Origin of the sequence: Crossiella cryophila, from assembly GCF_014204915.1 — a bacterium.
In the GTDB taxonomy this organism is placed as follows: domain Bacteria; phylum Actinomycetota; class Actinomycetes; order Mycobacteriales; family Pseudonocardiaceae; genus Crossiella; species Crossiella cryophila.
The window spans coordinates 5,828,087-5,849,583 of record NZ_JACHMH010000001.1; the positions used below are offsets into that span (position 1 = coordinate 5,828,087).

A 21,497-nucleotide genomic window follows, 5' to 3' on the forward strand; every position below is an offset into this window, starting at 1 on the left:
GTGGAGACCAATGAGATTCATCGGATCGTGGGCGAGACCGCCCGGCTCGTCGACCGGCACTACGTGTTCGCCGAGGTGGGGCGGGCGGCGGGGGAACGGCTGACCGGCAATCTCGCGGCGGGGCGGTATGACGGCGTGGACGGGGCCGAAGGGCTCGCGGCGGCGGTCACCGCGGACCTGCAGGCGGGCAACCAGGACCTGCATCTGCGGTTGTTGCATCACGGGGAGGAGTTGCCGGCGGAGCCGGGGGAGTTGTTCGAGGTGGTGGTCCGGCGGGAGGCGGAGCGGACCATGGGTGGCGTGCTGGGGGTGCGGTTGTTGCCGGGGGTGGTGGCGCATCTGGAGCTGGGGCCGTTGCTGATGGATCCGGGGATCAGGGCGGAGGAGTTGGTGGCGGCGATGAATCTGGTCGCGGGGACGCGGGGGTTGCTGCTGGATCTGCGTGGGGTCCGGGGTGGGTCGCCGGACGGGGTGGCGTTGGTGTGCAGCTACCTGCTGGACGAGCGGACGCACCTGAACTCGATGCATGAACGGGCGGGGGACCGGATCACCCAGTCCTGGACGTTGCCGCACGTGCCGGGGCCGCGCTTCGGTGGGACGAAACCCGTTGTGGTGCTGACCGGTTCGGCGACCTTCTCCGGCGGGGAGGAGCTGGCCTATGACCTCAAGCACCTGGGGCGGGCGAGGGTGGTGGGCGAGCGTACGCGTGGCGGCGCGCACCCTCGGGAGGGATTCCGGGTGCATCCGCACCTGGAGGTGACCGTGCCGGTCGCCCGTGCGGTCAACCCGGTCACCGGGACGAACTGGGAGGGGGTCGGCGTGCTCCCGGATGTCGAGACCAGCGCCGAGGACGCCTTCGCGACCGGACTGGAACTGCTTCAGGCCGCGTCGTCGCCCGCCGCCTCCCGTGGGTCGCTGCCCTGATCCAGCATCGCCGCCACCGGCAGGGTGGCCGCGCCGACCGCCACCGCGTCCGGGCCGAGCTGGGCGATCTCGATCGTGGTCTGACCGTAGGGATGCCGTAGCGCGTGCGCGGCGGTGGACTGCTCGATCAACGGCAGCAGCGCCGCGCCCAGGGACAGGCCCGCCCAGCCGCCGAGCACGATGCGCTCGGGGTTGAACAGGTTGACCAGGTTCGCGATGCCCGCGCCCAGGTAGCCCGCGGTGTCCTCCAGGACCTTGGCCGCGGTGCGGGAGCGTTCGGCCGCGGTGAGCAGGGCGGCCAGGCTGCTCTGCTCGTCCGCGCCGGGCACCGCGCGGCCACCCCTGGCCTTGCGGTAGCGCTCCAGGATGGCCTCGGCCCCGACATAGGCCTCCAGGCAACCCCTTGCCCCGCAACGGCATTCCAGGCCGTTGTAGGCGATGGTGGTGTGTCCCCACTCGCCCGCGCTGGAGGTGGAGCCGCGGTAGGTGGCGCCGTCGGTGATCACCGCCGCGCCGACGCCGGAACCCAGCAGCGCGATCACCGCGTGCCGGGCGCCCCGGCCCGCGCCGAACCACAGCTCGGCCTGGCCCTGGGTCTTGGCGCCGTTGTCGATGAACAGCGGTAGCTCGACGCCCTTGGCGCGCAACAGGTTCACCAGCTCCACGCCGTCCCAGCCAATGGTCTGGGCGTGCACCCGCAGGGTGCTGCCCTGCTCCACCGTGCCGGGCACCCCGATGCCGACGCCGAGCATGCTCGCCGCGCCGACCCCGGCCGCCGCCATCACCTCGCGCAGGCCGGAGACCACCTGGGTGACCACCGCGGCCGGGCGTGGCCGGGAGGACGGCAGTGGGTGCTCCACCGCCGCCAGCCTGGTCATCGCCAGGTCGAACAGTTCGACTTTTACCCCGGTCTCGCCGACGTCGATGCCCACCACATGGGCGTATTCCGGGTCCACCCGGAGCAACACCCGTGGCCTGCCGCCGTCGGACTCGACCAGTCCCGCCTCGACGATGAGCCGCTCCTCCGTCAGCTCCGCGGTGACGTTGCTGACCGTGGCCGCACTCAGACCGGTCTGCTGGCTCAGCTCCTGACGGCTGAGCGGACCGTCGAAGAACAGCTTGGACAGCAGCATCGACCGGTTGCTGCGGCGCAGATCCCGCACCGTGGAACGTCGTGCCGTCATGATGACTTCATCCCCCCTTCCCGCACCTGGGTCGTGACCATTTGTCACGACATGAACCAAGTATGTGAACAACCTCTGCGCCCAGTGTGGGCCAAACGGGGAACTCCCGCGCCCAGGCACGCCGTCCTGCTTACTTCATGGCTTAAATTTAGACGGGATACGTTATGTTCTCGTTATTGACGTGGCCGGGTGCGGCCGGTTGACTCCTCGCACAAGCTGACCTGCGAGAGCGCTCTACCACTGGCAGGCAAGGGCTTACCGCCACCGACGTCGAAGGAGGTCCCATGCGAGTCAAGCGCATCGCGGCCTTGACCCTCACGGGAATCCTTGCCCTGGGCCTGGCCGCCTGCGGCACCGGGAACAGCGGCGCCGGGGGCAACCCGGGCGCGGTGCTCAACATCGGCGCGCCCAACGGGCCGCAGCCGGAGAACCACAACCCGTTCCTGGAGACCTCGGCCGCCGGCTCCCTCGGCTACCGGTGGATGATCTACGAGCCGCTCGGCATGCGGAACAAGGTCCGGCCGACCGACCCCAGCAAGCCGTGGCTGGCCAGCAAGTGGGAGTGGGCGGACAACTTCACCAAGCTCACCCTGACCGTCCGGGACAACGTCAAGTTCGCCGACGGCCGGCCGATGACCGCCGAGGACGTGGCCTTCAGCCTCGGGCTGCTCAAGAAGTACCCGGCGTTCAACCTGCACGCCATCCCCTTCGGCGACATCACCCCCAGCGGCAACACGGTGACGGTGACCTTCCCCCGGTCCCAGTACACCAACCAGGTGATGATCCTGGAGGCCGCGGTGGTGCCCAAGCACATCTGGGAGAAGGTCGCCGACCCCTCCCAGGAGCTGAACAAGAACCCGGTCGGCACCGGCCCGTACTCGTTGAAGTCCTTCACCCAGCAGACCGTGACGCTCACCGCGCGGGAGAGCTACTGGCAGGAACTGCCCAAGGTCAAGGAACTCCGGTACACCTCCTACAACGACAACAACGCGCAGACCACCGCGCTGGCCTCCGGCGCATCGGAATGGGCCTTCGTGTTCATCCCGAACTACAAGGCCGTCTACACCAGCAAGAACCCGCAGCACCACAAGCTGTGGTTCCCCGCCTCGCTGGGCATCCACGGCCTGTGGTTCAACACCGAGAAGGCGCCCTTCGACAACGCGGCGCTGCGCAGGGCGATCAACCTGGTGATCAACCGCGAGGACATCTTCACCCAGGCCGAGGCCGGCTACTTCTACCCCAAGGTGGACAACGTCACCGGCATCCCCACACCCAACGGGGACTCCTTCATCGCGCCGGAGTACAAGGGCAAGTCGCTGACCCCCAACGTGACCGAGGCCAAGCGGCTGGTCACCGAGGCCGGGTTCCGCTATGACGGCAACACCCTGCTCGACCCGGCCGGCAAGCCGGTCAAGCTGACCATGTCGGTGCCCTCTGGCTGGTCGGACTACGTGACCACGCTGGAGATCATCAAGGACAACCTGTCCGGGCTGGGCATCACCGCCACCGTGGACAAGACCAACCAGGACGCCTGGACCGAGGCGGTGGAGGCGGGCAACTTCGACGCCGTCATGCACTGGACCGAGGACGGCCCCACCCCGTACCAGTCCTACCGCTACATGATGGACAGCGACCTGTACAAGCCACTGGGCACCGGACAGACCATCGGCAACTACGGCCGCTTCCGCAACGCCGAGGCCACCGCCGCACTGCGCCAGTACGCCAACGCCAGTGACGAGGCGGCCCGCGCGACCGCGCTGAACACCTTGCAGCGCATCATGATCGAGCAGCAGCCGGTCGCGGTCACCGGCGCGGCCAACCTGGGTGGCATGTACAGCACCAAGAACTGGGTCGGCTGGCCCGATGACAGCAACTCCTACGCGCCGGCTCAGCCGAGCCTGCGCAGCTCACTGGATGTCGTGCTCCACCTCAAACCCGCCTCCTGAGCGGCGCCTGGGAAGGACAGGAGGACTCACGGGGATGAGTGAGAGCACGATTGCCTCGGCTTCCGGCACTACGGCGGTGGTGCTGGAAGCCGAGGCCCTGACCAAACACTTCCCGGTCCGCAGGGCGGCCCGAGAGGTGGTCAAGGGCACGGCACGGACCGTGCACGCGGTGGAACAGGTCACCCTGCGGCTGCGCAGGGGCCGGGTCACCGCGCTGGTGGGCGAGTCCGGCTCGGGCAAGTCCACGGTGGCCAGGCTGCTGGCCCAGCTCTACCCGCGCACCAGCGGCGAGATCCGGCTGCACGGCGAGCCGGTCACCGTGCGCGGCGGCCGGAAGTTCCGCGCCTACAGCAAAAAAGTGCAGCTGATCTTCCAGGACCCGTTCGCCTCGCTGAACCCGGTGCACACCGTGCGCTACCACCTCGGCCGGGCCCTGAAGATCCACGGCAACGGCGGCAGGAACCGGGCCGAGCTGGAGACCGCGTTGCGGGAACTGCTCACCAGGGTCTCGCTGACCCCGCCCGAGCGTTACCTCGACAAGTTCCCGCACGAACTCTCCGGCGGCCAGCGCCAGCGGGTGGCCATCGCCCGCGCCCTCGGCGCCGACCCGGACGCGCTGCTGGCCGACGAACCGGTGTCCATGCTGGACGTCTCCATCCGGCTCGGCGTGCTCAACCTGTTGCGGGACCTCAAGGAACGCCTGCAACTGGCCATCCTCTACATCACCCACGACATCGCATCGGCCCGCTACTTCGCCGATGAGACCCTGGTGATGTACGCGGGCCGGATCGTGGAGGGCGGCGACAGCGAGACGCTCACCCAGCACCCGGCGCACCCCTACACCCGGCTGCTCATCGACTCCGCCCCCGACCCGGACCGCGGCGCGCACGAGAACGACCTGCCGGAGAAGGTGGACTCGCTGGCCGCGCTGGGCAAGGACAACGCCCGCGCCGAGCCGCCCAGCCTGATCGACCCGCCCGCCGGCTGCCGGTTCCACCCGCGCTGCCCGCAGGCGATGGCCCGCTGCCGCACCGAGGTCCCGCCCCGCTTCGACATCGGCGACGGCGCCGGACACTGGGCCGCCTGCTGGCTGTACGCGGTCGACGATCCGGCCCGCGAGTCGGCAGGGGAACCCGCGGGGGAGCCGGTCTCGTGAGATACGTGCTCCAGCGCCTGGCGTTCTACCTGTTCACCGCCTGGGCCGCGGTGACCATCAACTTCTTCATCCCCAGGCTCATCCCCGGCGACCCGGTCACCTCGCTGATCTCCCGCCAGCAGGGCGCGATCAGCGCGGAGAACATCCAGTCACTGTATGTCCTTTTCGGACTCGACGGCGACCAGGGCATCTTCGAGCAGTACCTGGACTACTGCGGTCAGCTGCTCAGCGGCGACCTCGGCCTGTCCTTCACCTTCTTCCCCTCCCCGGTCTCCGACGTGCTCGCGCAAAGCCTGCCGTGGACGGTGATCCTGGTCGGCATCACCACCATCGCCAGCTTCCTCATCGGCACCGGCCTCGGCGTGCTCGCCGGGTGGCGGCGCGGCTCCTGGGTGGACCTGGTGCTGCCGGTGACCACCTTCCTGTCCTCGGTGCCCTACTTCTGGCTCGGCCTGATCGCCATCAGCCTCTTCGCCGGCATCGACGGCGCCTTCCCGGCCTCCGGCGGCTTCGAGGCCGGCCTGGTGCCCGGCTGGGACCTGGAGTTCATCGGCAGCGCGCTCTACCACAGCATCCTGCCCGCGATCACGATCATCATCTCCTCGATGAGCGGCTGGATCCTCAGCATGCGCAACATGATGGTCACCGTGGCCGCCGAGGACTACGTCACCGTCGCGCACGCCAAGGGCCTGTCCGAAAGCCGGGTCGCGCTCAGCTACGCCGCGCGCAACGCGGTGCTGCCCAACGTCTCCGGCCTCGCGCTGTCCCTTGGCTTCATCGTCGGCGGCACCCTGCTGGTGGAGATCGTCTTCTCCTATCCCGGGGTGGGCTTCCAGCTCTTCCAGGCCGTCGGCGCCAAGGACTACCCGCTGCTGCAGGGCATCTTCCTGGTGATCACCCTCTCCGTGCTGGTCGCCAACCTGCTGGCCGACCTGGCCTACCTCGCCCTCGACCCGCGCACCCGCAAGGAGGGCTGAGCCATGGCCATGCCCACCACCGACCTGCTCGCCGCGGCCGCGCGACCACCAGGAGAACCGCTGCTCGCGAACAAGCGGCGCCGATTCCGCTTCGCCAGCAACAGCAAAACCCTCATCGGACTGCTGCTCATCGGCTTCTTCGTGCTGCTGGCCGTCATCGGGCCCTGGATCGCGCCCTACGACCCGTCCCAGCGCAGCTCGGCGTTGCTGGAACCGCCCTCGGCCGCGCACTGGTTCGGCACCACGCACATCGGCCAGGACATCTTCAGCCAGATCCTGGTCGGCGCGCGCAGCGTCATCCTGGTCGGCTTCCTCGCCGGGGGAGTGGCCTCGGTGCTGGCCGTGCTCGTCGGCGTCACCTCCGGCTACCTCTCCGGCGCGGTCGGCGAGAGCCTGTCCATGGTCTCCAACGTCTTCCTGGTGCTGCCCGCGCTGCCCCTGGTCATCATCGTCACCGCGACCCTGCCCGGCACCGGCGACATCACCGTGGCCATGGTCATCGGCTTCACCTCCTGGGCCTGGGGCGCCAGGGTGCTGCGCGCGCAGACCTTGTCCTTGCGGCGCAGGGACTATGTCGAGGCCGCCCGCGCCACCGGCGAACCGACCTGGCGGATCATCCTGTTCGAGATCATGCCCAACCTGTCCGCGGTGATCGCCTCCAACTTCGTCGGCACGGTCATCTTCGCGGTGATGTCGGAGATCACCCTGGCCTTCATCGGCGTCTCCGGCATCTCCGAATGGAACTGGGGCACCATCCTGTTCTGGGCACAGAGCCAGCAGGCACTGGCCCAGGGCGCCTGGTGGTGGTTCGTGCCCGCTGGCCTGGCCATCGCGTTGCTGGGCACCGCGTTGTCCCTGCTGAACTTCGGCATCGACGAGTTCGTCAGCCCACGCCTGCGCAGCTCCGGCGGCCGCCGCGCCCGCGGCCCCGACGGCAAGGTGGTCCGGATGCGGGTCGGCTTCACCCCCGTCCTCGGGGAGTCCACAAAGGACGGTGCGCGATGAGCAGGCCGGTACTGGAGATCAAGGACCTCAACGTCGACTACGGCGTGGGCGAGCAGGCCGTGCGCGCGGTCCGCGAGGTCAACCTGACCCTGCACCGCGGCGAGGTGCTCGGCCTGGCCGGGGAGAGCGGCAGCGGCAAATCCACCCTGGCCTACGGACTCACCCGGCTGCTGCCCCCGCCCGGCGTGGTGCGCTCCGGCCAGGTCATCTACCACGACCCCAACGGCGAACCGGTGGACATCCTGCGACTGTCCATCCCGGAACTGCGCCGGTTCCGCTGGGCGGAGACCTCGCTGGTCTTCCAGGGCGCGATGAACTCGCTCAACCCCGTGCACAAGGTCTCCACCCAGCTCACCGACGTGATCAAGGCGCACGAACCGGGCAGCACCCGCGCCGCCCGCCGCGCCCGCGCGAAAGAACTGCTGGATCTGGTCGGCATCTCGGCGGATCGCCTGGACGCCTACCCGCACCAGCTCTCCGGCGGCATGCGCCAACGCGTCATGATCGGCATGGCGCTGGCGCTGCAACCGCAGATCGTGATCATGGACGAGCCGACCACCGCGCTGGACGTGGTCACCCAGCGGCAGATCCTGCGCCAGCTCGTCGACCTCCGCGAACGACTCGACTTCTCCGTCCTGTTCATCACGCACGACCTGTCGTTGCTGGTGGAGTTCGCCGACCGGATCGCGGTCATGTACGGCGGACGCATCGTCGAGCAGGCCCCCTCGACGCAGCTCTACCGGGACTCGCTGCACCCCTACAGCGACGGCCTGCTGCACTCCTTCCCCGCCCTGCGCGGACCGCGCCGGGAGCTGACCGGGATCCCGGGTTCGCCACCGGACCCCCGGGCGCTGCCCAGCGGATGCTCGTTCCACCCCCGCTGTCCACAGGCGTTCGAGCCGTGCGCGCAACGGGTTCCCGTGCTCGGCCCGCCAGCCGGCACCGCCGAACGCACCGTGGCGTGCCACCTGCACGTGGGCGACCGAGTTCCGACCTGAGCGAGAAGGAGACAGCGTGGACATCACCACCGCGGCCCCGGCCGGAAGCCTGGCGGAGCAGCAGATCCGGACCCTGCCGCCGTCGTTCCGGTGGGGGGTGGCCACCTCGGCCTACCAGATCGAGGGCGCCGCGTTCGAGGACGGGCGCACCGCCTCCATCTGGGACACCTACTGCCGCACCCCGGGCATGGTGCACGAGGGCGACCACGGCGACGTCGCCTGCGACCACTACCACCGGATGCCCGAGGACGTCGAGCTGATCCGCTCCCTCGGCGTGGACACCTACCGCTTCTCCGTCTCCTGGCCCAGGGTCCAGCCCGGCGGCACCGGGCCGGTCAACGTCAAGGGACTCGGCTTCTACGACCGCCTGGTCGACGAGCTGCTGGCCAAGGACATCGCGCCCTGGGTGACGCTGTACCACTGGGACCTGCCGCAGGAACTGGAGGACGCCGGCGGCTGGCCGGTGCGCGACACCGCCTACCGCTTCGCCGACTACGCCATGCTGGTCTTCGACAAGCTGCAGGACCGGGTGCGCGAGTGGACCACCCTCAACGAACCCTGGTGCTCGGCCATGCTCGGCTACTGGGAAGGCCGCCAGGCGCCAGGGCGGCAGCACTTCCCCGACGCCATCCACGCCGTGCACCACCTGCTGCTCGGCCACGGCCTGGCCACCCAGCGGATGCGCGCCGCGGGCAAGCCGGAGCACGAGTTCGGCATCACCCTCAACATGGGCACCGCCACCCCGGCCACCGACTCCATCGAGGACCGGGAGGCCGCCCGCCGCGCCGACGGCCTCGGCGCCCGGATCTACCTGGACCCGTTGCTGCGCGGGCAATACCCCGCCGACATCGTCGCCGACCTGGCCGAGCGCAAGATCGAACTGCCCATCCGGGACGGTGACCTGGAGATCATCGCGGCGCCCATCGACGTGCTCGGGGTGAACTTCTACTCCGGCCACGTCTTCTCCGGCCGGGACGAGCACGGCAACACCCGCGACGCCGAGGGCAACCCGGTGGAACGCCAGATCCCGCAGGGCAAGCCGGTCACCGCGATGGGCTGGGAGATCGTGCCCGAGCGGTTCACCGAACTGCTGGTGCGGCTGAGCAAGGACTACCCCGGCGTGCCGATGGTGATCACCGAGAACGGCTCGGCCTTCGTGGACACCCCCGACGCGGAGGACTTCGTCGAGGACGAGGGCCGCACCGACTACTTCCGCACGCACATCGGCGCGGTCGCGGCCGCGCGCAATCAGGGCGCGGACATCCGGGGCTACTTCGCCTGGTCGCTGATGGACAACTTCGAGTGGTCCTACGGCTACGACAAGCGCTTCGGCATCGTCCGCGTCGACTACCAGACCCAGCAGCGCACCCCCAAGCGCAGCGCGCTCTGGTACCGGGACACCATCCGGCAGGTTCGATCCGGAACCTGACGAATGGCGGGTGCGGCGGCCGGTCCGGCTGCCGCACCATGTAGCACGGTTCTCCCGCACACTCCCGCCGCCACGGGAAACCGCTTTCCCTCACTGCACACCTTGAGAGGAACGGTTATGAGAACTGGCTTGAAAGCGCTTACCAGAGTGGCGCTGCCGGTGGTGGTCCTGGCGGGTGGCCTGGTCCTGCCCGCGCTGCCAGCGGGCGCGGCGCCGGTCAGGTACGAGGCCGAGAACGCCACCATCTCCCAGGGACTGGTGGAGTCCAACCACGCCGGGTTCAGCGGCACCGGCTTCGTCAACAACGACAATGTGGCGGGCAGTTACGTCGAGTGGACGGTGAACGCCGCCTCCGCCACGAGCAACGCGGTGCTCGCCTTCCGCTACGCCAACGGCGGCGGGGCCAACCGGCCGCTGGACATCACCGTCAACGGCAACCTGGTCTCCAACGACCTGGCCTTCCCCAGCAACGGCTGGACCAACTACCAGAGCGTGACGATCAACGCCGCGCTCAACGCCGGGTCCAACACCATCCGGGCCACCGGGGCCACCGCCACCGGCGGCCCCAACCTGGACGCCCTGGACGTGGACACCGCGCCGGTGCCCGGCCGCGGCAACCCGCAGCCCCCGGCCAACGTCAGCACCGGCTGGTCCATCCCGTGGGCGGTCTCCTTCCTGCCCGACGGCCAGTCCGCGCTGGTGACCGAGCGGGACACCTTCCGGGTGTTCCGGGCCGGGCTCAACGGCAGCAAGACCCAGGTCGGCACGGTGCCCAACAGCACCACCACCGGCGGTGAGGGCGGTCTGATGGGTGTGGCGGTCTCGCCCGGCTGGAACGGTTCCAGCGACCAGGACGTGTTCTTCTTCCACACCTCCAACGACGGTGGCGCGCAGGCCAACCGGATCGTGCGGATGAGCTTCAACGGCACCACGTTGAGCAACCGCCAGATCATCGTCAACAACCTGCCTGCCAGCCGCTTCCACAACGGCGGACAGCTCAAGTTCGGCCCGGACGGGTTCCTGTACGCCACCACCGGTGACGCGCAGAACACCAGCCTGGCGCAGAACCTGAACAGCCCGGCAGGCAAGGTCCTGCGGTTCACCCGGACCGGCGCGGCGGCGCCGGGCAACCCGTTCAACTCGCTGGTCTACAGCTACGGGCATCGCAACGCCCAGGGGCTGGCCTGGGACTCGGCCGGGCGGTTGTGGTCGGCCGAGCTGGGCAACGTGTCGACGGATGAGTTGAACCTGATCCTGCCGGGACGCAACTACGGATGGCCGCAGTGCGAGGGCAACTGCGGGGTCAGCGGGATGGAGAACCCGAAGCGGACCTGGACCACCGCGGAGGCATCGCCGTCCTCGCTGGCGATCGTGAACGACACGGCCTATGTCGCGGCGTTGCGGGGGCAGCGGCTGTGGCGGGTGGAGCTGAACGGGACGAGCGCGGGGGCCACTACCGCGCACTTCAACTCGTTCGGGCGGTTGCGGTCCGTGGTGAAGGTGCCGGGGGCGAACGCGATCTGGATCGGGACGACGAACGCTGATGGGAATGGGGGGCAGGGGCCTGGGTCGGATCGGATCTTGCGTAGCGAGATCCGGTGATCTCGGGCTGGTGAGCTGAGGTTGTCGGGCGGGCGGTCCCAGCCCGCCCGACAGCCCGCCCAGCGCTGCTCCACCCGGCGTGTTGGCCGTTCTGGTACGGCGTGTTGGCCGTTGTTGTACGGGGTGTTGGCCGTTGTGGGCGGGTTGGTGCACGAGCGGAAGATCAAGATCAAGGGCGTCCTCGCCGGACGGGCAGGAATCAAAGGATGGGGGGAGGTTCAAAGTCAAGGGCAGAGAGCAGTGCTCGTGCGGTTCCCCATCCCCGTCAGCCTTCCGATACCAAACCACATCCTGGGCGCGCGGACCCCTGCGGTTGGGTGGCTAGGGCGGCGGCGGGTTGCGGGTCCGCGCGCCCAGGATGCGGTGTGTCCTCTCCAGGCTGACGGGGATGGGGAACCGCTCAGGTGGGGTTTGAAAAGCCACCCCGGCTGCTTGTGTGCGGGCTTCGCCCGGTCGCGGCGCGTTCGAACGGCCTAGCCGCATCGTTCCCGGGCTTCGCCCGCCTCCGTGTCTGGAAATGCCCGGCCGCCATGTCCCGGGCTTCGCCCGCCCACGCGCCCATCACCACCTGGCCGCCTGCCTCCGGGCTTCGCCCGCCTGCCCGCCCGCTGCCCCCTCAACACCCACCGCCGCCCCGTCCACAACCGCCAACACGCCGTACAAAAACGGCCAACACGGCGTACAACAACGGCCAACACGCCGTACCAGAACGGCCAACACACCGGGTGGGGGCCTGGGGTTAGCGGACGTGGCGGGCTAGGTCGGCGTGGGAGCCGCTGGGCATGTAGGCGGGGAGGATGGCGTCTACCGAGAAGCCGCCGTCGGGGCGGGGGCCCGCGTTGATGGTGCCGCTGACCAGGGCTACTCGTTGGCGTAGGCCCAGTAGGCCGCCGCCGGTGGCGGGGCCGGGGGATTTGGGGAGGTGGATGGGGGTTGGGGGGCGGGGTGGGGCGGTGTTGCGGATGCTGAGCCAGACTCGGTCGGCGCCGTAGCGGACCTGGACGCGGACCTGGGTGCCTGGGGCGTGTTTGCGGACGTTGGCCAGGGCTTCCTGGACGATGCGGAAGGCGGTGCGGCCCACTACGGGGGAGGTGTGCACGGGGGAGCCGTCCTGGACCAGGTCGACGCCGATGCCTACCGAGACCGTTTCGGCGACCAGGGCGGTCAGGTCGGGGAGGGCGGTGGCGGGGGCCTCCACGGCCGCCTCGCCGTTGGCGCTCTTGGCTGGGAGGGTGCGGAGGATGCCTACCAGGTCACGGAGTTCGTCCAGGGCGTGGCAGCCTGCGGCGCGGAGGTCTTCGGCGGCCTGGCGGGTGGCCTCGTCGGGGGCGGTCATCCGCAGGGCGCCCGCTTGCAGGACCATCAGGCTGACCCGGTGGGTGAGCACGTCGTGCATCTCGCCGGCCAGGCGGACTCGTTGGTCGGCGCGGGCCTGTTCGGCCAGCAGGCGGGACTCGGTGGCGGCTCGTTCGGCTCGTTCGGACTCGGCTCGGGCCAGGGAGCGGCGGGCCAGCAGGTGCCGGCCCAGGAGCACGGGGACCAGGGTGAGCAGGATGCCGGTGGTGATCTCGGCGAGTTCCGGGTGCCAGGGGCGGGCGGCCAGCACGGCCGCGGCGGCGACCAGGGGCCACCAGTAGGGCTGGAGGGCGCGGGGGATGGTGACGGCGGCGACGGTGAGCGCGGCGGCCAGCCAGGGGACCGCGAGCAGGTCGGGGGGCAGGAGCAGGCCGGGGGCGGCCAGTTCGGCGAGTGCGGCGCCGGTGAGGCCGAAGGCGACCAGGGCGGGAGTGGTGGCGCGGGTGAAGACCAGCACGCTGGCGACGGCCTGCAGCAGCACCCCGGCGGGTGGGTAGGCGTCGGCGGGCCACCACAGTGAACCGAGTAGTGGGGGGAGCAGTCCGATGGCGAGCAGGGCAAGCGCGGCCGCCGCGTCCACGGGTCTAGCCCGGCGCGGTGGCCACCATGGCCGGCGGGAAGGTGCCTGCACACCGAGAACGGTACTGACTGGATGGTCGGTTCAGGTGAGAGAAACGCCTTTCGGCCCCCTCAAGTCCCTACGAACGTTGTCGTTCGGGGCACCGGGTGCTCCTTTGGTCGCATTCCGCTGCCCATGTGGGCAGCCGGGAGCGGCGCCTGGTCCGGACCGGTCCGGACCCTGGAGCGGTGAAGTGGTCACCGGACTTATCGGTTCCGGGTCCTGGCGACCCCGCGAACGACGTCAGGACACGAAACCGCATGTGCAATCGATGACCCGCCGATCGATGCTACGCACCGCGGCCGCGGGCGGGGTGCGTCCCTTCGGGCTAATCGGCGCACCAGAAAATTGAAACCGGTCAGTCTACTTTTTGTTCGGTGAATAACCTGGAGCCATGTCCGTCACGCCCTCGATGCTCACCGCGCGACTGCCCGCTCCGGTGCCCCTGGACGAGCAGGCGAGTTGTCCGGTCTCCGGGGTGTTCCAGCGCATTGGCGACCGCTGGACCGTGCTCGTGCTGGTGCTGTTGAACCAGCGTCCGCATCGCTACAACGAACTGCACCGCGCCATGGAGGGCCTGAGTCGCCGCATGCTCACCCTCACCCTGCGGAGCCTGGAACGCGACGGCCTCGTCGCCCGCACCGTGTTCCCGACCGTGCCGCCAGGGGTGGAGTACGAGCTGACCGAACTCGGGCGCGGCCTCCTGGTGCCGCTGTCCGCGCTCTCGGACTGGGCGGTGCACACCGCGTCCCGGATCGAGCGTAACCGGGCGGAGTTCGACGCCCGGCCGTAGCCACTTCGGCCAAACGCGGCAACCTTGGCGGAACCGGTTGACGACACGATTCAGAACGGCCCAGAATCGCGGAGAGAGCGCTCTCAGCAGTGTGCCGACATCGTCGTCGAACGCCTGGAGTCGCCATGTCCCCTGCATCCCATCGCGGGTCACTCCGTCATCCCGCACTGGTGTTCCTGCTGCTGCTCGCCCTGGTCAGTGGCGGGCTGCTCGTCGGCGGCGCGCCCGCCCGAGCCGAGGGAGTCCTTGTCTCCCAAGGGAAACCGACCACCGCCTCCTCGGTGGAGAACGCGGTCATGGTGCCTGCCGCGGCCACCGACGGCGATCCGGGCACCCGCTGGTCCAGTCAGGCCGCTGACGCGCAGTGGCTCCAGGTCGACCTGGGCGCCCCGGTGACCGTGGACCGGATCACGCTGCACTGGGAGGCCGCCTACGCCACCCGGTTCCGGCTCGAGTTCTCCACCGACGGCTCGGCCTGGACCAGCCCGCACACCGGCGCGGGCACCCCCGGCACGCAGACCCTGGCCGTGGCCGGGGTGGCCCGCTACGTGCGCTGGGTCGGACTCGGCCGCGCCACCGGCTACGGCTACTCGCTGTGGGAGTTCCAGGTCTACGGCACCGCGCCCAGCGCCAACATCGCCGCCTACGCCCAGGTCAGCGCCTCCTCGCACGAGGGCGGCAACGCCCCGGCGGCCGCACTGGACGGGCGGCTGGGCACCCGGTGGTCCAGTCAGTTCGGCAACGACAACGAGTGGCTGCGGATCGACTTCGGCGGCCGCGCCCAGATCACCGGCCTGGTGCTGCACTGGGAGGGCGCCTACGCCAGGGCGTATCGCCTGGAGGTCTCCGACGACGGCACCGCCTGGCGGCCGCTGCACAGCACGGCCGAGGGCACCGGTGGCGTGGAACGGATCACCGCCGCGGGCAGCGGCCGGTACCTGCGCTGGACCGGCGTCACCAGGGCCACCGGGTACGGCTATTCGCTGTGGGAACTCCAGGTGCTGGGCACCGTGGACAACACCGCGAGCACCCCGCCGCTGCTGTCCGCGCCGACCCGCCCGCCCGGTGGCCCGGCCCGGTTCGCCCTGCACGCCCCCGGCGACCAGGCCATGATCACCGACACCCGCCGCCCGGAGTTCCGCTGGTCCGCCGTGCCCGGCGCGACCCGCTATGAGCTGTGGCTCAACGTCAGCCGCGCCGACTACGACTACACCGCCCCCGGGAACCTCCTTGACCTGCACACCAAGGTCGCCGAGACCACGGTGCCGACCTACACCCCGGCCTGGGACATCCCCGACCGCTGGACCTACCGCTGGCACGTCCTCGCGGTGACCGGCGGCGGCACCCAGGTCTCGGCCAGTCACACCTTCAGCCTGTACAAGCCCACCCTGGAAACCGTCGCCGACGGCATCGGCCTGATCGGCGGCAGCCGGGACCTCAACCGGGACGGCGCGATCCAGCCGTATGAGAACTGGCGGCTGCCCGTGCAGGCCAGGGTGGACGATCTGCTCGGCCGGATGACCACCGAGGAGAAGGCGTACCAGCTGTTCTACAACGCCCAGCGCTTCCCTAATTCGGGGTGGCACTTCGGCCCGGCCGACGCCCAGGACCTGCACAACACCCTCCTGGCCGCCAGTGGGACCCGCCTGGGCATCCCGTTCGTCACCGCCGGGGACACCGTCAGCGGCTACAAGACCACCTACCCCACCCAGAGCGGACTCGCCGCCGCCGGGAACCACCTGTTGACCCACCGGCTCGGCGACATGCAACGCCGCGAACAACTCGAGGTCGGCGCCCGCGGCACCCTCGGACCGATCGCCGAGGTCGGCACCAAGGTGCTCTACCCGCGGATCCAGGAGGGCAACGGCGAGGACGCCCAGGTGGCCGCCGCCCAGGTCCGCGCACTCGTCTCCGGCCTGCAGGGCGGGCCGGAACTGAACCCGAACTCGGTGCTGGCCACGGTGAAGCACTGGCCGGGCGAGGGCGCGGGCGGGGAGGCGCTGATCGTCTACGACGGGGTGACGATCAAGTACCACATGATCCCGTTCCGGGCCGCGCTGGAGGCCGGCGCGGTCAACATCATGCCCGGCTACGCTGGCAGCTCCTTCCTCGATCCCGGCGGCCCCGGCGCGGGCGACAGCGCCAAGATCCTGGCCTACCTGCGGCAGCACCTCGGCTACACCGGACTGATCACCACCGACTGGCTGCCGTCCGGGTCCTGGGTCGGCGCGGCCAACGCCGGCTCCGACGTCATGGGCGGCGCGGATCCCGGCGCGCCCGGCTACTCCATCGGCCAGTTCATCGCCGGCGTCCCACTGCCCCGCATCGACGACGCGGTCCGGCGGGTGCTGTCGCTGAAGTTCCGCCTGGGCGTCTTCGAGGCGCCCTACGGCGATCCGGTCAACGGCCCGTACCGGTTCCACCAGCCCGGCCACGTCCAGCTCGCCAACCAGGCCTCCCGCGAAGCGCTGACCCTGCTCAAGAACGACGGTGTGCTGCCGCTGCGGCTCAACCGCGGCGACAACATCGTGGTCGCCGGACCCCGCGCCGACGACAAGGCGGCCTGCTGCATCTGGACCAGCTTCTTCCACGAGGAGTACGGCTCGCAGACCATGCTCGCCGCGATCCGCTCCCGCGCCGAGGCGGCCGGGGTCACCGTGCACCAGGACACCGCGCCCAATCCGAGACTCGCCGTGGTCGCGGTGGGGGAGACCTCCTACACCCATGGCACGAACTGGGTGAAGGAACAGCCCTTCCTGCCCCCGGACCAGCTCGCGCTCATCCAGGACTTCCGGCGCCGGGGCATCCCGGTGGTGGTCGCGCTGGTCATGCCCAGGCCCTACGTGATCACCGAATGGCAGGACCAGGCCGGCGCGATCGTGGTGACCTACCGCGGCGGCGAGGAGATGGGACCCGCGGTGGCCAGCCTGCTCTTCGGCGACTTCCAGCCCAGCGGCAAGTTGCCGTGGCAGCTGCCGCGGCTGCTCTCCGACGTGCTCCGCCCCGGCGGCCAGGACATCCTCGAAGACGCCAACGAGGCCTGGGACATCCCGTTCGACCTGGGCGCCACCCCGGCCCAGCGGGCCGAGATCCGGGCGCACATCGACGCCGGACGGCCGGTGCCGCCGGTCTACGGCAACCCGCTGCACCAGTTCGGATCCGGCCGCACCGGCTGGTGAACCCGGGCGCGGCCCGTTCCCTCAGTCCAGCGGGGGGACGGGCCGTCCGCGCTCCACCTCGACGAACCGGCCGGTCTCCGTGCGCAGCTGGGCCAGCAGGAACGCGCCGAGGCCGACGTCGTCGGTCAGGCCGATGATCGGCAGGAACACCTCGGGCAGCAGGTCGATCGGGGAGATGATGTAGATGATCCCGGCGATCCAGAACAACCGCTTGGACCACGGCGGGGCCGGATAGCGGCGCTGACGCATCGCGCGCAGCATCCGCGGCAACGCCCGCACCCGCGCCACGGTGCTCGGTGAACCCAGGCCCTTGCGGCGCCGGATCGCGCGGATGATCCCACCGATCAGCGCCAGTCCGCCCAGCACGGTCAGCACGATGCCCACCGTGTTCGGCGCCATCCACAGCACACTGGAATCCAGCCGCCAGAAGGCCAGTCCGCCCAGTGCGAGCAGCGCCACCCCGAGAACGAGCACCCGACCTCCCCCACTCCTTGACCGGACAACGGTTCCCGGCCAACTGATCGCTGAACCAGGTGAACTATCCGGCGTGTCACCAGGATAGCCCGGAGCGAACTGGCGCAATCCTGGCGCGCTTCGCTACAACCCGGTCCCCATGGACCAGACAGCAGCAGACCCGCCACCGCACCAGCCCCGTCCACAGTGGATCGGCTGGACCCTGACCGCGGTCACGGTGCCCGCGCTGCTGGCCGGACTCGGCGTCGCGGTGGCCGGACCCCGGATCGAACGCGAACTCGTCACCACCGCCGAGGACGCCCTCGGCGGCGCCGGGCACCCCGACGCCCAGGTGGCCGCGGTGGGCCGCGAGCTGAGCCTGGCCGGGTTACCGGGGGAGCGGCTGGCCGCGGTGAGCACCATGGTGGCCAACCTGCCGGGGGTGGACTCGGTGGTGGTGCGCGAACTCGCGCCCACCCCGGTGCTGCTGCGGGTCCGCGACGGCGAACTGCTCGTCTCGGCCACCGGGCACAGCGTGCTGGCCACCGGCCGCCTGCTTGAGGAGATCATCGCCCGCTGCCCAGGCCACCGGGTCACCGACCTCACCCTGCCCGTCCCCGGCACCGGACCCGCCTTCGCCAGCACCGCCCTGGCCGCCGTCGCCCAGGCCGCCGCCGAGGCCCGCGGCGCGGACCTCACCGTCGCGATCCGGCCCGACGGGGTCACCGTGCGCGGCGTGGTGGCCGATGCCGACCAGCGCAACGTGCTCCTGGAACGGTTGCGCGGCAGCGAGTTCGGCCCGGTGCAGGCCGGTGGACTGACCGTCGGACCGCCACCCCATCCGTCCACTGTGGATATCCGAGCCCTGGACGCCGCGGTGGGCCGGATGATCGACGGCAGCGGCGGGGTCAACTTCGAGGCGGCCACCGTGCGCTGGGGCGAGGGCCACGGCGCCGCCCTGCTCGAGCGGATCGGCAGGCTGCTGCGGGTGGCGCCCAAATCGCTGATCACGGTGACCGCCTGGGCCTCCGAGGAACAGCCGCCGGGTGTCGACCCGCGCCGGCTGGCCGGCCGCCGGGCCGACCTGGTGCGCGATCTCCTGGTGGCCCAAGGGGTTCCGCGCGAACTGGTCAGCACGGTCGCCAGGGTCGAGCCCGGCCCCGAGACCTTCGTCCCGCACCTGCGCCGCGCGCGGGTCACCGTCAGCTAGGAGCTGCAACGATGATGTGGTTGTTCTGGCAGGTCTTCCTGCTGTGCCTGGCCGCCTTCCTGATCGGCGGACTGGTGAGCTGGCTGCTCCTGGTACGCCCGCTCGCCGAACGCCGCGCCGCCGCACCCGCCCCGGCACCGGCCCCGGCGTCAGCCCCGGTGGAGACGCCGGAACCGCCGATGTCCTTGGCGGAGCCGGAGATCCCGGTCCAGGTGCTCCCCGAACCGGTCGAGGCCGCGGTGAAGGGCAACACCCGCACCAAGCGGTACCACACCCCGGACTCGCCCTACTTCAACCGCACCAAGGGCGACATCTGGTTCGCCTCGGTCGCCGAGGCCGAGCAGGCCGGTTACACCGCCGGAGTGGCCCGCCGCCGCGCCGAAGCCGTGCGCTGACCGCCGCCCGTCCCGGTCACGATTCCGCTCGTGGCCGGGGCGGCGTGGCCACGCCCTCCGGCCGCACGACCTGACCCAGCACCACCCGGAACAGGTCCCGGTCCACCGTGCTCGGCTCCGCGGCCAGCCACTGCCCGATCTCGGTGATGAACTGCTCAGGGCTCATCGGCGGCGCGGGCACCTCGGGCGCCTCGCCGGTGGTGATCTCCCCGGCCCGGTTCGGGTACAGCACCAGCACCCCGCGCACCTCCACCTCGGGCAGCAGATCGCGGAACGCCTCCACGCCCTCGGGCAGCCGGGTGCCGCCACCGCGGTAGGCGTGTCCGTTGCGCCGCAGGTCACCCGCCTCGTCCGCGGTGTAGTGCCCCGGCAGCCACAGCTTCGACTCGATCAGCACCAGGCGCCGCCCGCACAGCACGGCGTGGTCGATGTCGGCGAACACCGAGTCCGGCCAGGCCAGCCCGTGGAAGATGCGCACCCCGGGCAGCCGGGTCAGGTACCGGCCCAGCAGCCGCGCGGTGAGCTGCTCGGCGACATCGCCCTCCTCCGCGCCAGGACGGCCGAAGACGGTGCGGATGCCGAACTCCGCGGTGAACTCCCGATCGGTGCGACTGGCCGCCAGCTGATTGCGCCACAGGTGCAGGGTGACCCCGGTGACCACGGCGAAGACCGCCAGCCACAACCCGATCAGCCACACCGAGCCGGTCAGCACCGGCAGCAGCACCCACATCAGCAGCCAGACCGCCAGCGAGCCGAACGCGGGGCCGTGGCCGGGGCCGGTGGGCGGCACCAGGCGGATCCGCTCCACCGGGTCCACCTCGGGCCACCACGGGATCGTGTCCGGGTCCAGCCTCGGCATCGCCGGGGTGAACTCCGGGTCCGGGCCGAAGGTCCTGGTGCGCCTGGCGGATCCGGTGCGCGGCCACGGCCGGGCGCGCTGCCGGGTGCCGCGGCGCGGTGGTTCCGGGGTCTCGACGGTGACCTCGATGTCGGACTCGTCGACCCAGTCCTCTTCCTCGTCCCAGTCGTCTTCCCAGGAAGTGTCACCGTCGTCGCCGCGGTCGTAGTCCGCGCGGCGCTCCGGGTCGTTGAGGGTCTCGTAGGCCTCGCGCAGCAACCGGAACGAGCCGGAGGTGCCCCCGGCGTCCGGGTGCATGACCTTGGCCAGCGCCCGATAGGCGGTTTTGATCTCCGCCGTGGTCGCGGTCCGGCCGACGCCGAGCAGCTCGTAATAGTCGACCGCGCCCACGATCCCGCCCACCTTCCGTGTCTGCGCGAACACCCTATGGGGTGCCCGCGGAAGATGATCAACCGACTCCACCCTGCGCGGCGGAAGGAGTGATAAGCGATCCGTATTTCGACCAGTGTTCTGCATATACCCGCGCGCGAAAGGCACCTCTTCCTCTAACGTGATAGCCGACACACACGAAAGGCGGTAGCCGAGATGATGGAACAGGTCCGAGAACGCACCGAGCAGGCGCCCAAGGTCGGACTCCCGGTCCAGGCCGAGCGTGCGGCCAGGTCAGGCGGCCGGGGACGGAGCCCGATCCCGCAGTGGCTGCTCGACGACGACACCTTCGAGCCGCACATTGTCCGCGGACTGGACTGACTCGTTTCGTAATAACGCCCCGGTCTCGATGATCTCGGAGACCAAGGGCCGACAGTATTAGGCTCCCCGACCGGGTGATTTCCGGTGTGGCACGGCATCGAGGCGCTGACGCGGTGATCCCGCGCACCAGCGCCGCGCCCCCACCCCGTTGAGGCCCGGCCCGGTCCAGGGAGAGTTCCCCCTCAGCTCACCGTCGAGCGCGTGCCGTTGGTCTCGCGCAGCGTGCGCATGGCTTCGGCGAGGGCGGCGGCCTGCTCGGACCCGAGCGGGGTGAGCACGGTGCGGCGCAGGTTGTCCGCGCCCGTGCGGCGGGCCGCCGCCGCCACCGCCAGCCCGTGCTCGGTGAGCACCGCGTAGGTGACCCTGCGGTCGGTCTCGCACGGTTCCCGGCGGATCAGGTCGGCCTTGACCATGCGGTCGGCCACCTTGGTGAACCCGCCGCTGGTGAGCGCGGCCTCGGTGGCCAGCCGGGTCATCTGCATCCGGTGGCCGGGGGAGCGGACCAGGCGCAGCAGGATGTCGAAGGGCGCCGGTTGCAGGCCGAACTTCTCCGCGATCTCGCTCATCAACCGCTCCTGGGTGGCCAGGTAACCCTCGATCACCAGGCCCCACCAGGTGATGATGTCGTCATCGGCGATGTTCTCCTGCTTGCTCATGCCCGC

At 70.4% G+C, this 21,497-nt stretch carries 18 protein-coding genes; 13 read left to right on the forward strand and 5 right to left on the reverse strand.

Annotation, left to right across the window (positions count from 1 at the left end; translation table 11 throughout):
- The gene (locus tag HNR67_RS45815) at positions 1–924 is read left to right on the forward strand and encodes a S41 family peptidase (protein ID WP_185004743.1); all 924 of its coding nucleotides are present in this window, start codon (positions 1–3) and stop codon (positions 922–924) included.
- On the opposite strand, the gene HNR67_RS25490 is transcribed toward HNR67_RS45815, so the two are convergent.
- Positions 879–2,108 (reverse strand): ROK family transcriptional regulator, encoded by a 1,230-nt coding sequence (locus HNR67_RS25490; RefSeq protein WP_185004744.1) that lies wholly within the window; start codon positions 2,106–2,108, stop codon positions 879–881. The genes HNR67_RS45815 and HNR67_RS25490 overlap by 46 nt on opposite strands.
- A gap of 284 nt (positions 2,109–2,392) precedes the next feature.
- Between HNR67_RS25490 and HNR67_RS25495 the strand changes: the two genes are divergently transcribed.
- From HNR67_RS25495 to HNR67_RS25525, 7 genes are all read left to right on the forward strand, one after another.
- Positions 2,393–4,054, forward strand: coding sequence for an ABC transporter substrate-binding protein (locus HNR67_RS25495; protein ID WP_185004745.1), 1,662 nt, complete (start codon positions 2,393–2,395; stop codon positions 4,052–4,054).
- A gap of 34 nt (positions 4,055–4,088) precedes the next feature.
- Positions 4,089–5,210 (forward strand): ABC transporter ATP-binding protein, encoded by a 1,122-nt coding sequence (locus HNR67_RS25500; protein WP_185004746.1) that lies wholly within the window; start codon positions 4,089–4,091, stop codon positions 5,208–5,210.
- Entirely contained in the window at positions 5,207–6,187 is a 981-nt protein-coding gene (locus HNR67_RS25505) for an ABC transporter permease (protein WP_185004747.1), read from the forward strand. The genes HNR67_RS25500 and HNR67_RS25505 overlap by 4 nt, the downstream gene beginning before the upstream one ends.
- A 3-nt stretch (positions 6,188–6,190) precedes the next feature.
- A complete protein-coding gene (locus HNR67_RS25510) occupies positions 6,191–7,192 on the forward strand; it encodes an ABC transporter permease (protein WP_185004748.1) in 1,002 nt (333 codons plus the stop codon).
- Positions 7,189–8,190, forward strand: a complete 1,002-nt coding sequence (locus HNR67_RS25515; RefSeq protein ID WP_185004749.1) for an ABC transporter ATP-binding protein — start codon at positions 7,189–7,191, stop codon at positions 8,188–8,190. The genes HNR67_RS25510 and HNR67_RS25515 overlap by 4 nt, the downstream gene beginning before the upstream one ends.
- A gap of 16 nt (positions 8,191–8,206) precedes the next feature.
- Positions 8,207–9,619, forward strand: coding sequence for a GH1 family beta-glucosidase (locus HNR67_RS25520; protein ID WP_185004750.1), 1,413 nt, complete (start codon positions 8,207–8,209; stop codon positions 9,617–9,619).
- Between the two features lie 117 nt (positions 9,620–9,736).
- A complete protein-coding gene (locus tag HNR67_RS25525; RefSeq protein WP_185004751.1) occupies positions 9,737–11,221 on the forward strand; it encodes a PQQ-dependent sugar dehydrogenase in 1,485 nt (494 codons plus the stop codon).
- Between the two features lie 739 nt (positions 11,222–11,960).
- On the opposite strand, the gene HNR67_RS46350 is transcribed toward HNR67_RS25525, so the two are convergent.
- The gene (locus HNR67_RS46350) at positions 11,961–13,157 is read right to left on the reverse strand and encodes a sensor histidine kinase (RefSeq protein ID WP_185004752.1); all 1,197 of its coding nucleotides are present in this window, start codon (positions 13,155–13,157) and stop codon (positions 11,961–11,963) included.
- Between the two features lie 433 nt (positions 13,158–13,590).
- On the opposite strand from HNR67_RS46350, the gene HNR67_RS45820 reads away from it, so the two are divergent.
- Complete coding sequence (locus tag HNR67_RS45820; protein WP_185004753.1) at positions 13,591–13,989, forward strand: winged helix-turn-helix transcriptional regulator; 399 nt, start codon at positions 13,591–13,593, stop codon at positions 13,987–13,989.
- A 125-nt stretch (positions 13,990–14,114) separates the two neighbouring features.
- Entirely contained in the window at positions 14,115–17,168 is a 3,054-nt protein-coding gene (locus HNR67_RS25540; protein WP_185004754.1) for a discoidin domain-containing protein, read from the forward strand.
- Positions 17,169–17,189: 21 nt separating this feature from the next.
- Here HNR67_RS25540 and HNR67_RS46355 read toward each other — a convergent pair whose 3' ends face one another.
- Positions 17,190–17,642, reverse strand: coding sequence for a YkvA family protein (locus HNR67_RS46355; protein ID WP_185004755.1), 453 nt, complete (start codon positions 17,640–17,642; stop codon positions 17,190–17,192).
- Positions 17,643–17,781: 139 nt separating this feature from the next.
- On the opposite strand from HNR67_RS46355, the gene HNR67_RS25550 reads away from it, so the two are divergent.
- Both HNR67_RS25550 and HNR67_RS25555 read left to right on the forward strand, forming a co-directional pair.
- Complete coding sequence (locus tag HNR67_RS25550; RefSeq protein WP_185004756.1) at positions 17,782–18,831, forward strand: OmpA family protein; 1,050 nt, start codon at positions 17,782–17,784, stop codon at positions 18,829–18,831.
- Positions 18,832–18,842: 11 nt separating this feature from the next.
- A complete protein-coding gene (locus tag HNR67_RS25555; protein ID WP_185004757.1) occupies positions 18,843–19,226 on the forward strand; it encodes a sunset domain-containing protein in 384 nt (127 codons plus the stop codon).
- Positions 19,227–19,242: 16 nt separating this feature from the next.
- Here HNR67_RS25555 and HNR67_RS25560 read toward each other — a convergent pair whose 3' ends face one another.
- Positions 19,243–20,487: a J domain-containing protein gene (locus HNR67_RS25560; protein WP_312988023.1), complete on the reverse strand. Its 1,245-nt coding sequence runs from the start codon at positions 20,485–20,487 to the stop codon at positions 19,243–19,245.
- A 183-nt stretch (positions 20,488–20,670) separates the two neighbouring features.
- Here HNR67_RS25560 and HNR67_RS25565 point away from each other — a divergent pair, with 183 nt between their 5' ends.
- A complete protein-coding gene (locus HNR67_RS25565) occupies positions 20,671–20,835 on the forward strand; it encodes a hypothetical protein (protein ID WP_185004758.1) in 165 nt (54 codons plus the stop codon).
- Positions 20,836–21,017: 182 nt separating this feature from the next.
- Here the strand turns inward: HNR67_RS25565 and HNR67_RS25570 are convergent, their stop codons facing one another.
- Complete coding sequence (locus HNR67_RS25570; RefSeq protein WP_185004759.1) at positions 21,018–21,491, reverse strand: MarR family winged helix-turn-helix transcriptional regulator; 474 nt, start codon at positions 21,489–21,491, stop codon at positions 21,018–21,020.
- Positions 21,492–21,497 lie beyond the last annotated feature (6 nt).

Coding starts and splice junctions, on each gene's coding strand:
- HNR67_RS25525 (WP_185004751.1), top strand. CDS start 9,737: ATGAGAACTGGCTTGAAAGCGCTTACCAGAGTGGCGCTGCCGGTGGTG.
- HNR67_RS25550 (WP_185004756.1), top strand. CDS start 17,782: ATGGACCAGACAGCAGCAGACCCGCCACCGCACCAGCCCCGTCCACAG.
- HNR67_RS25540 (WP_185004754.1), top strand. CDS start 14,115: ATGTCCCCTGCATCCCATCGCGGGTCACTCCGTCATCCCGCACTGGTG.
- HNR67_RS45820 (WP_185004753.1), top strand. CDS start 13,591: ATGTCCGTCACGCCCTCGATGCTCACCGCGCGACTGCCCGCTCCGGTG.
- HNR67_RS25565 (WP_185004758.1), top strand. CDS start 20,671: ATGATGGAACAGGTCCGAGAACGCACCGAGCAGGCGCCCAAGGTCGGA.
- HNR67_RS25500 (WP_185004746.1), top strand. CDS start 4,089: ATGAGTGAGAGCACGATTGCCTCGGCTTCCGGCACTACGGCGGTGGTG.
- HNR67_RS25555 (WP_185004757.1), top strand. CDS start 18,843: ATGATGTGGTTGTTCTGGCAGGTCTTCCTGCTGTGCCTGGCCGCCTTC.
- HNR67_RS25515 (WP_185004749.1), top strand. CDS start 7,189: ATGAGCAGGCCGGTACTGGAGATCAAGGACCTCAACGTCGACTACGGC.
- HNR67_RS25570 (WP_185004759.1), bottom strand. CDS start 21,491: ATGAGCAAGCAGGAGAACATCGCCGATGACGACATCATCACCTGGTGG.
- HNR67_RS25510 (WP_185004748.1), top strand. CDS start 6,191: ATGGCCATGCCCACCACCGACCTGCTCGCCGCGGCCGCGCGACCACCA.
- HNR67_RS25490 (WP_185004744.1), bottom strand. CDS start 2,108: ATGACGGCACGACGTTCCACGGTGCGGGATCTGCGCCGCAGCAACCGG.
- HNR67_RS25495 (WP_185004745.1), top strand. CDS start 2,393: ATGCGAGTCAAGCGCATCGCGGCCTTGACCCTCACGGGAATCCTTGCC.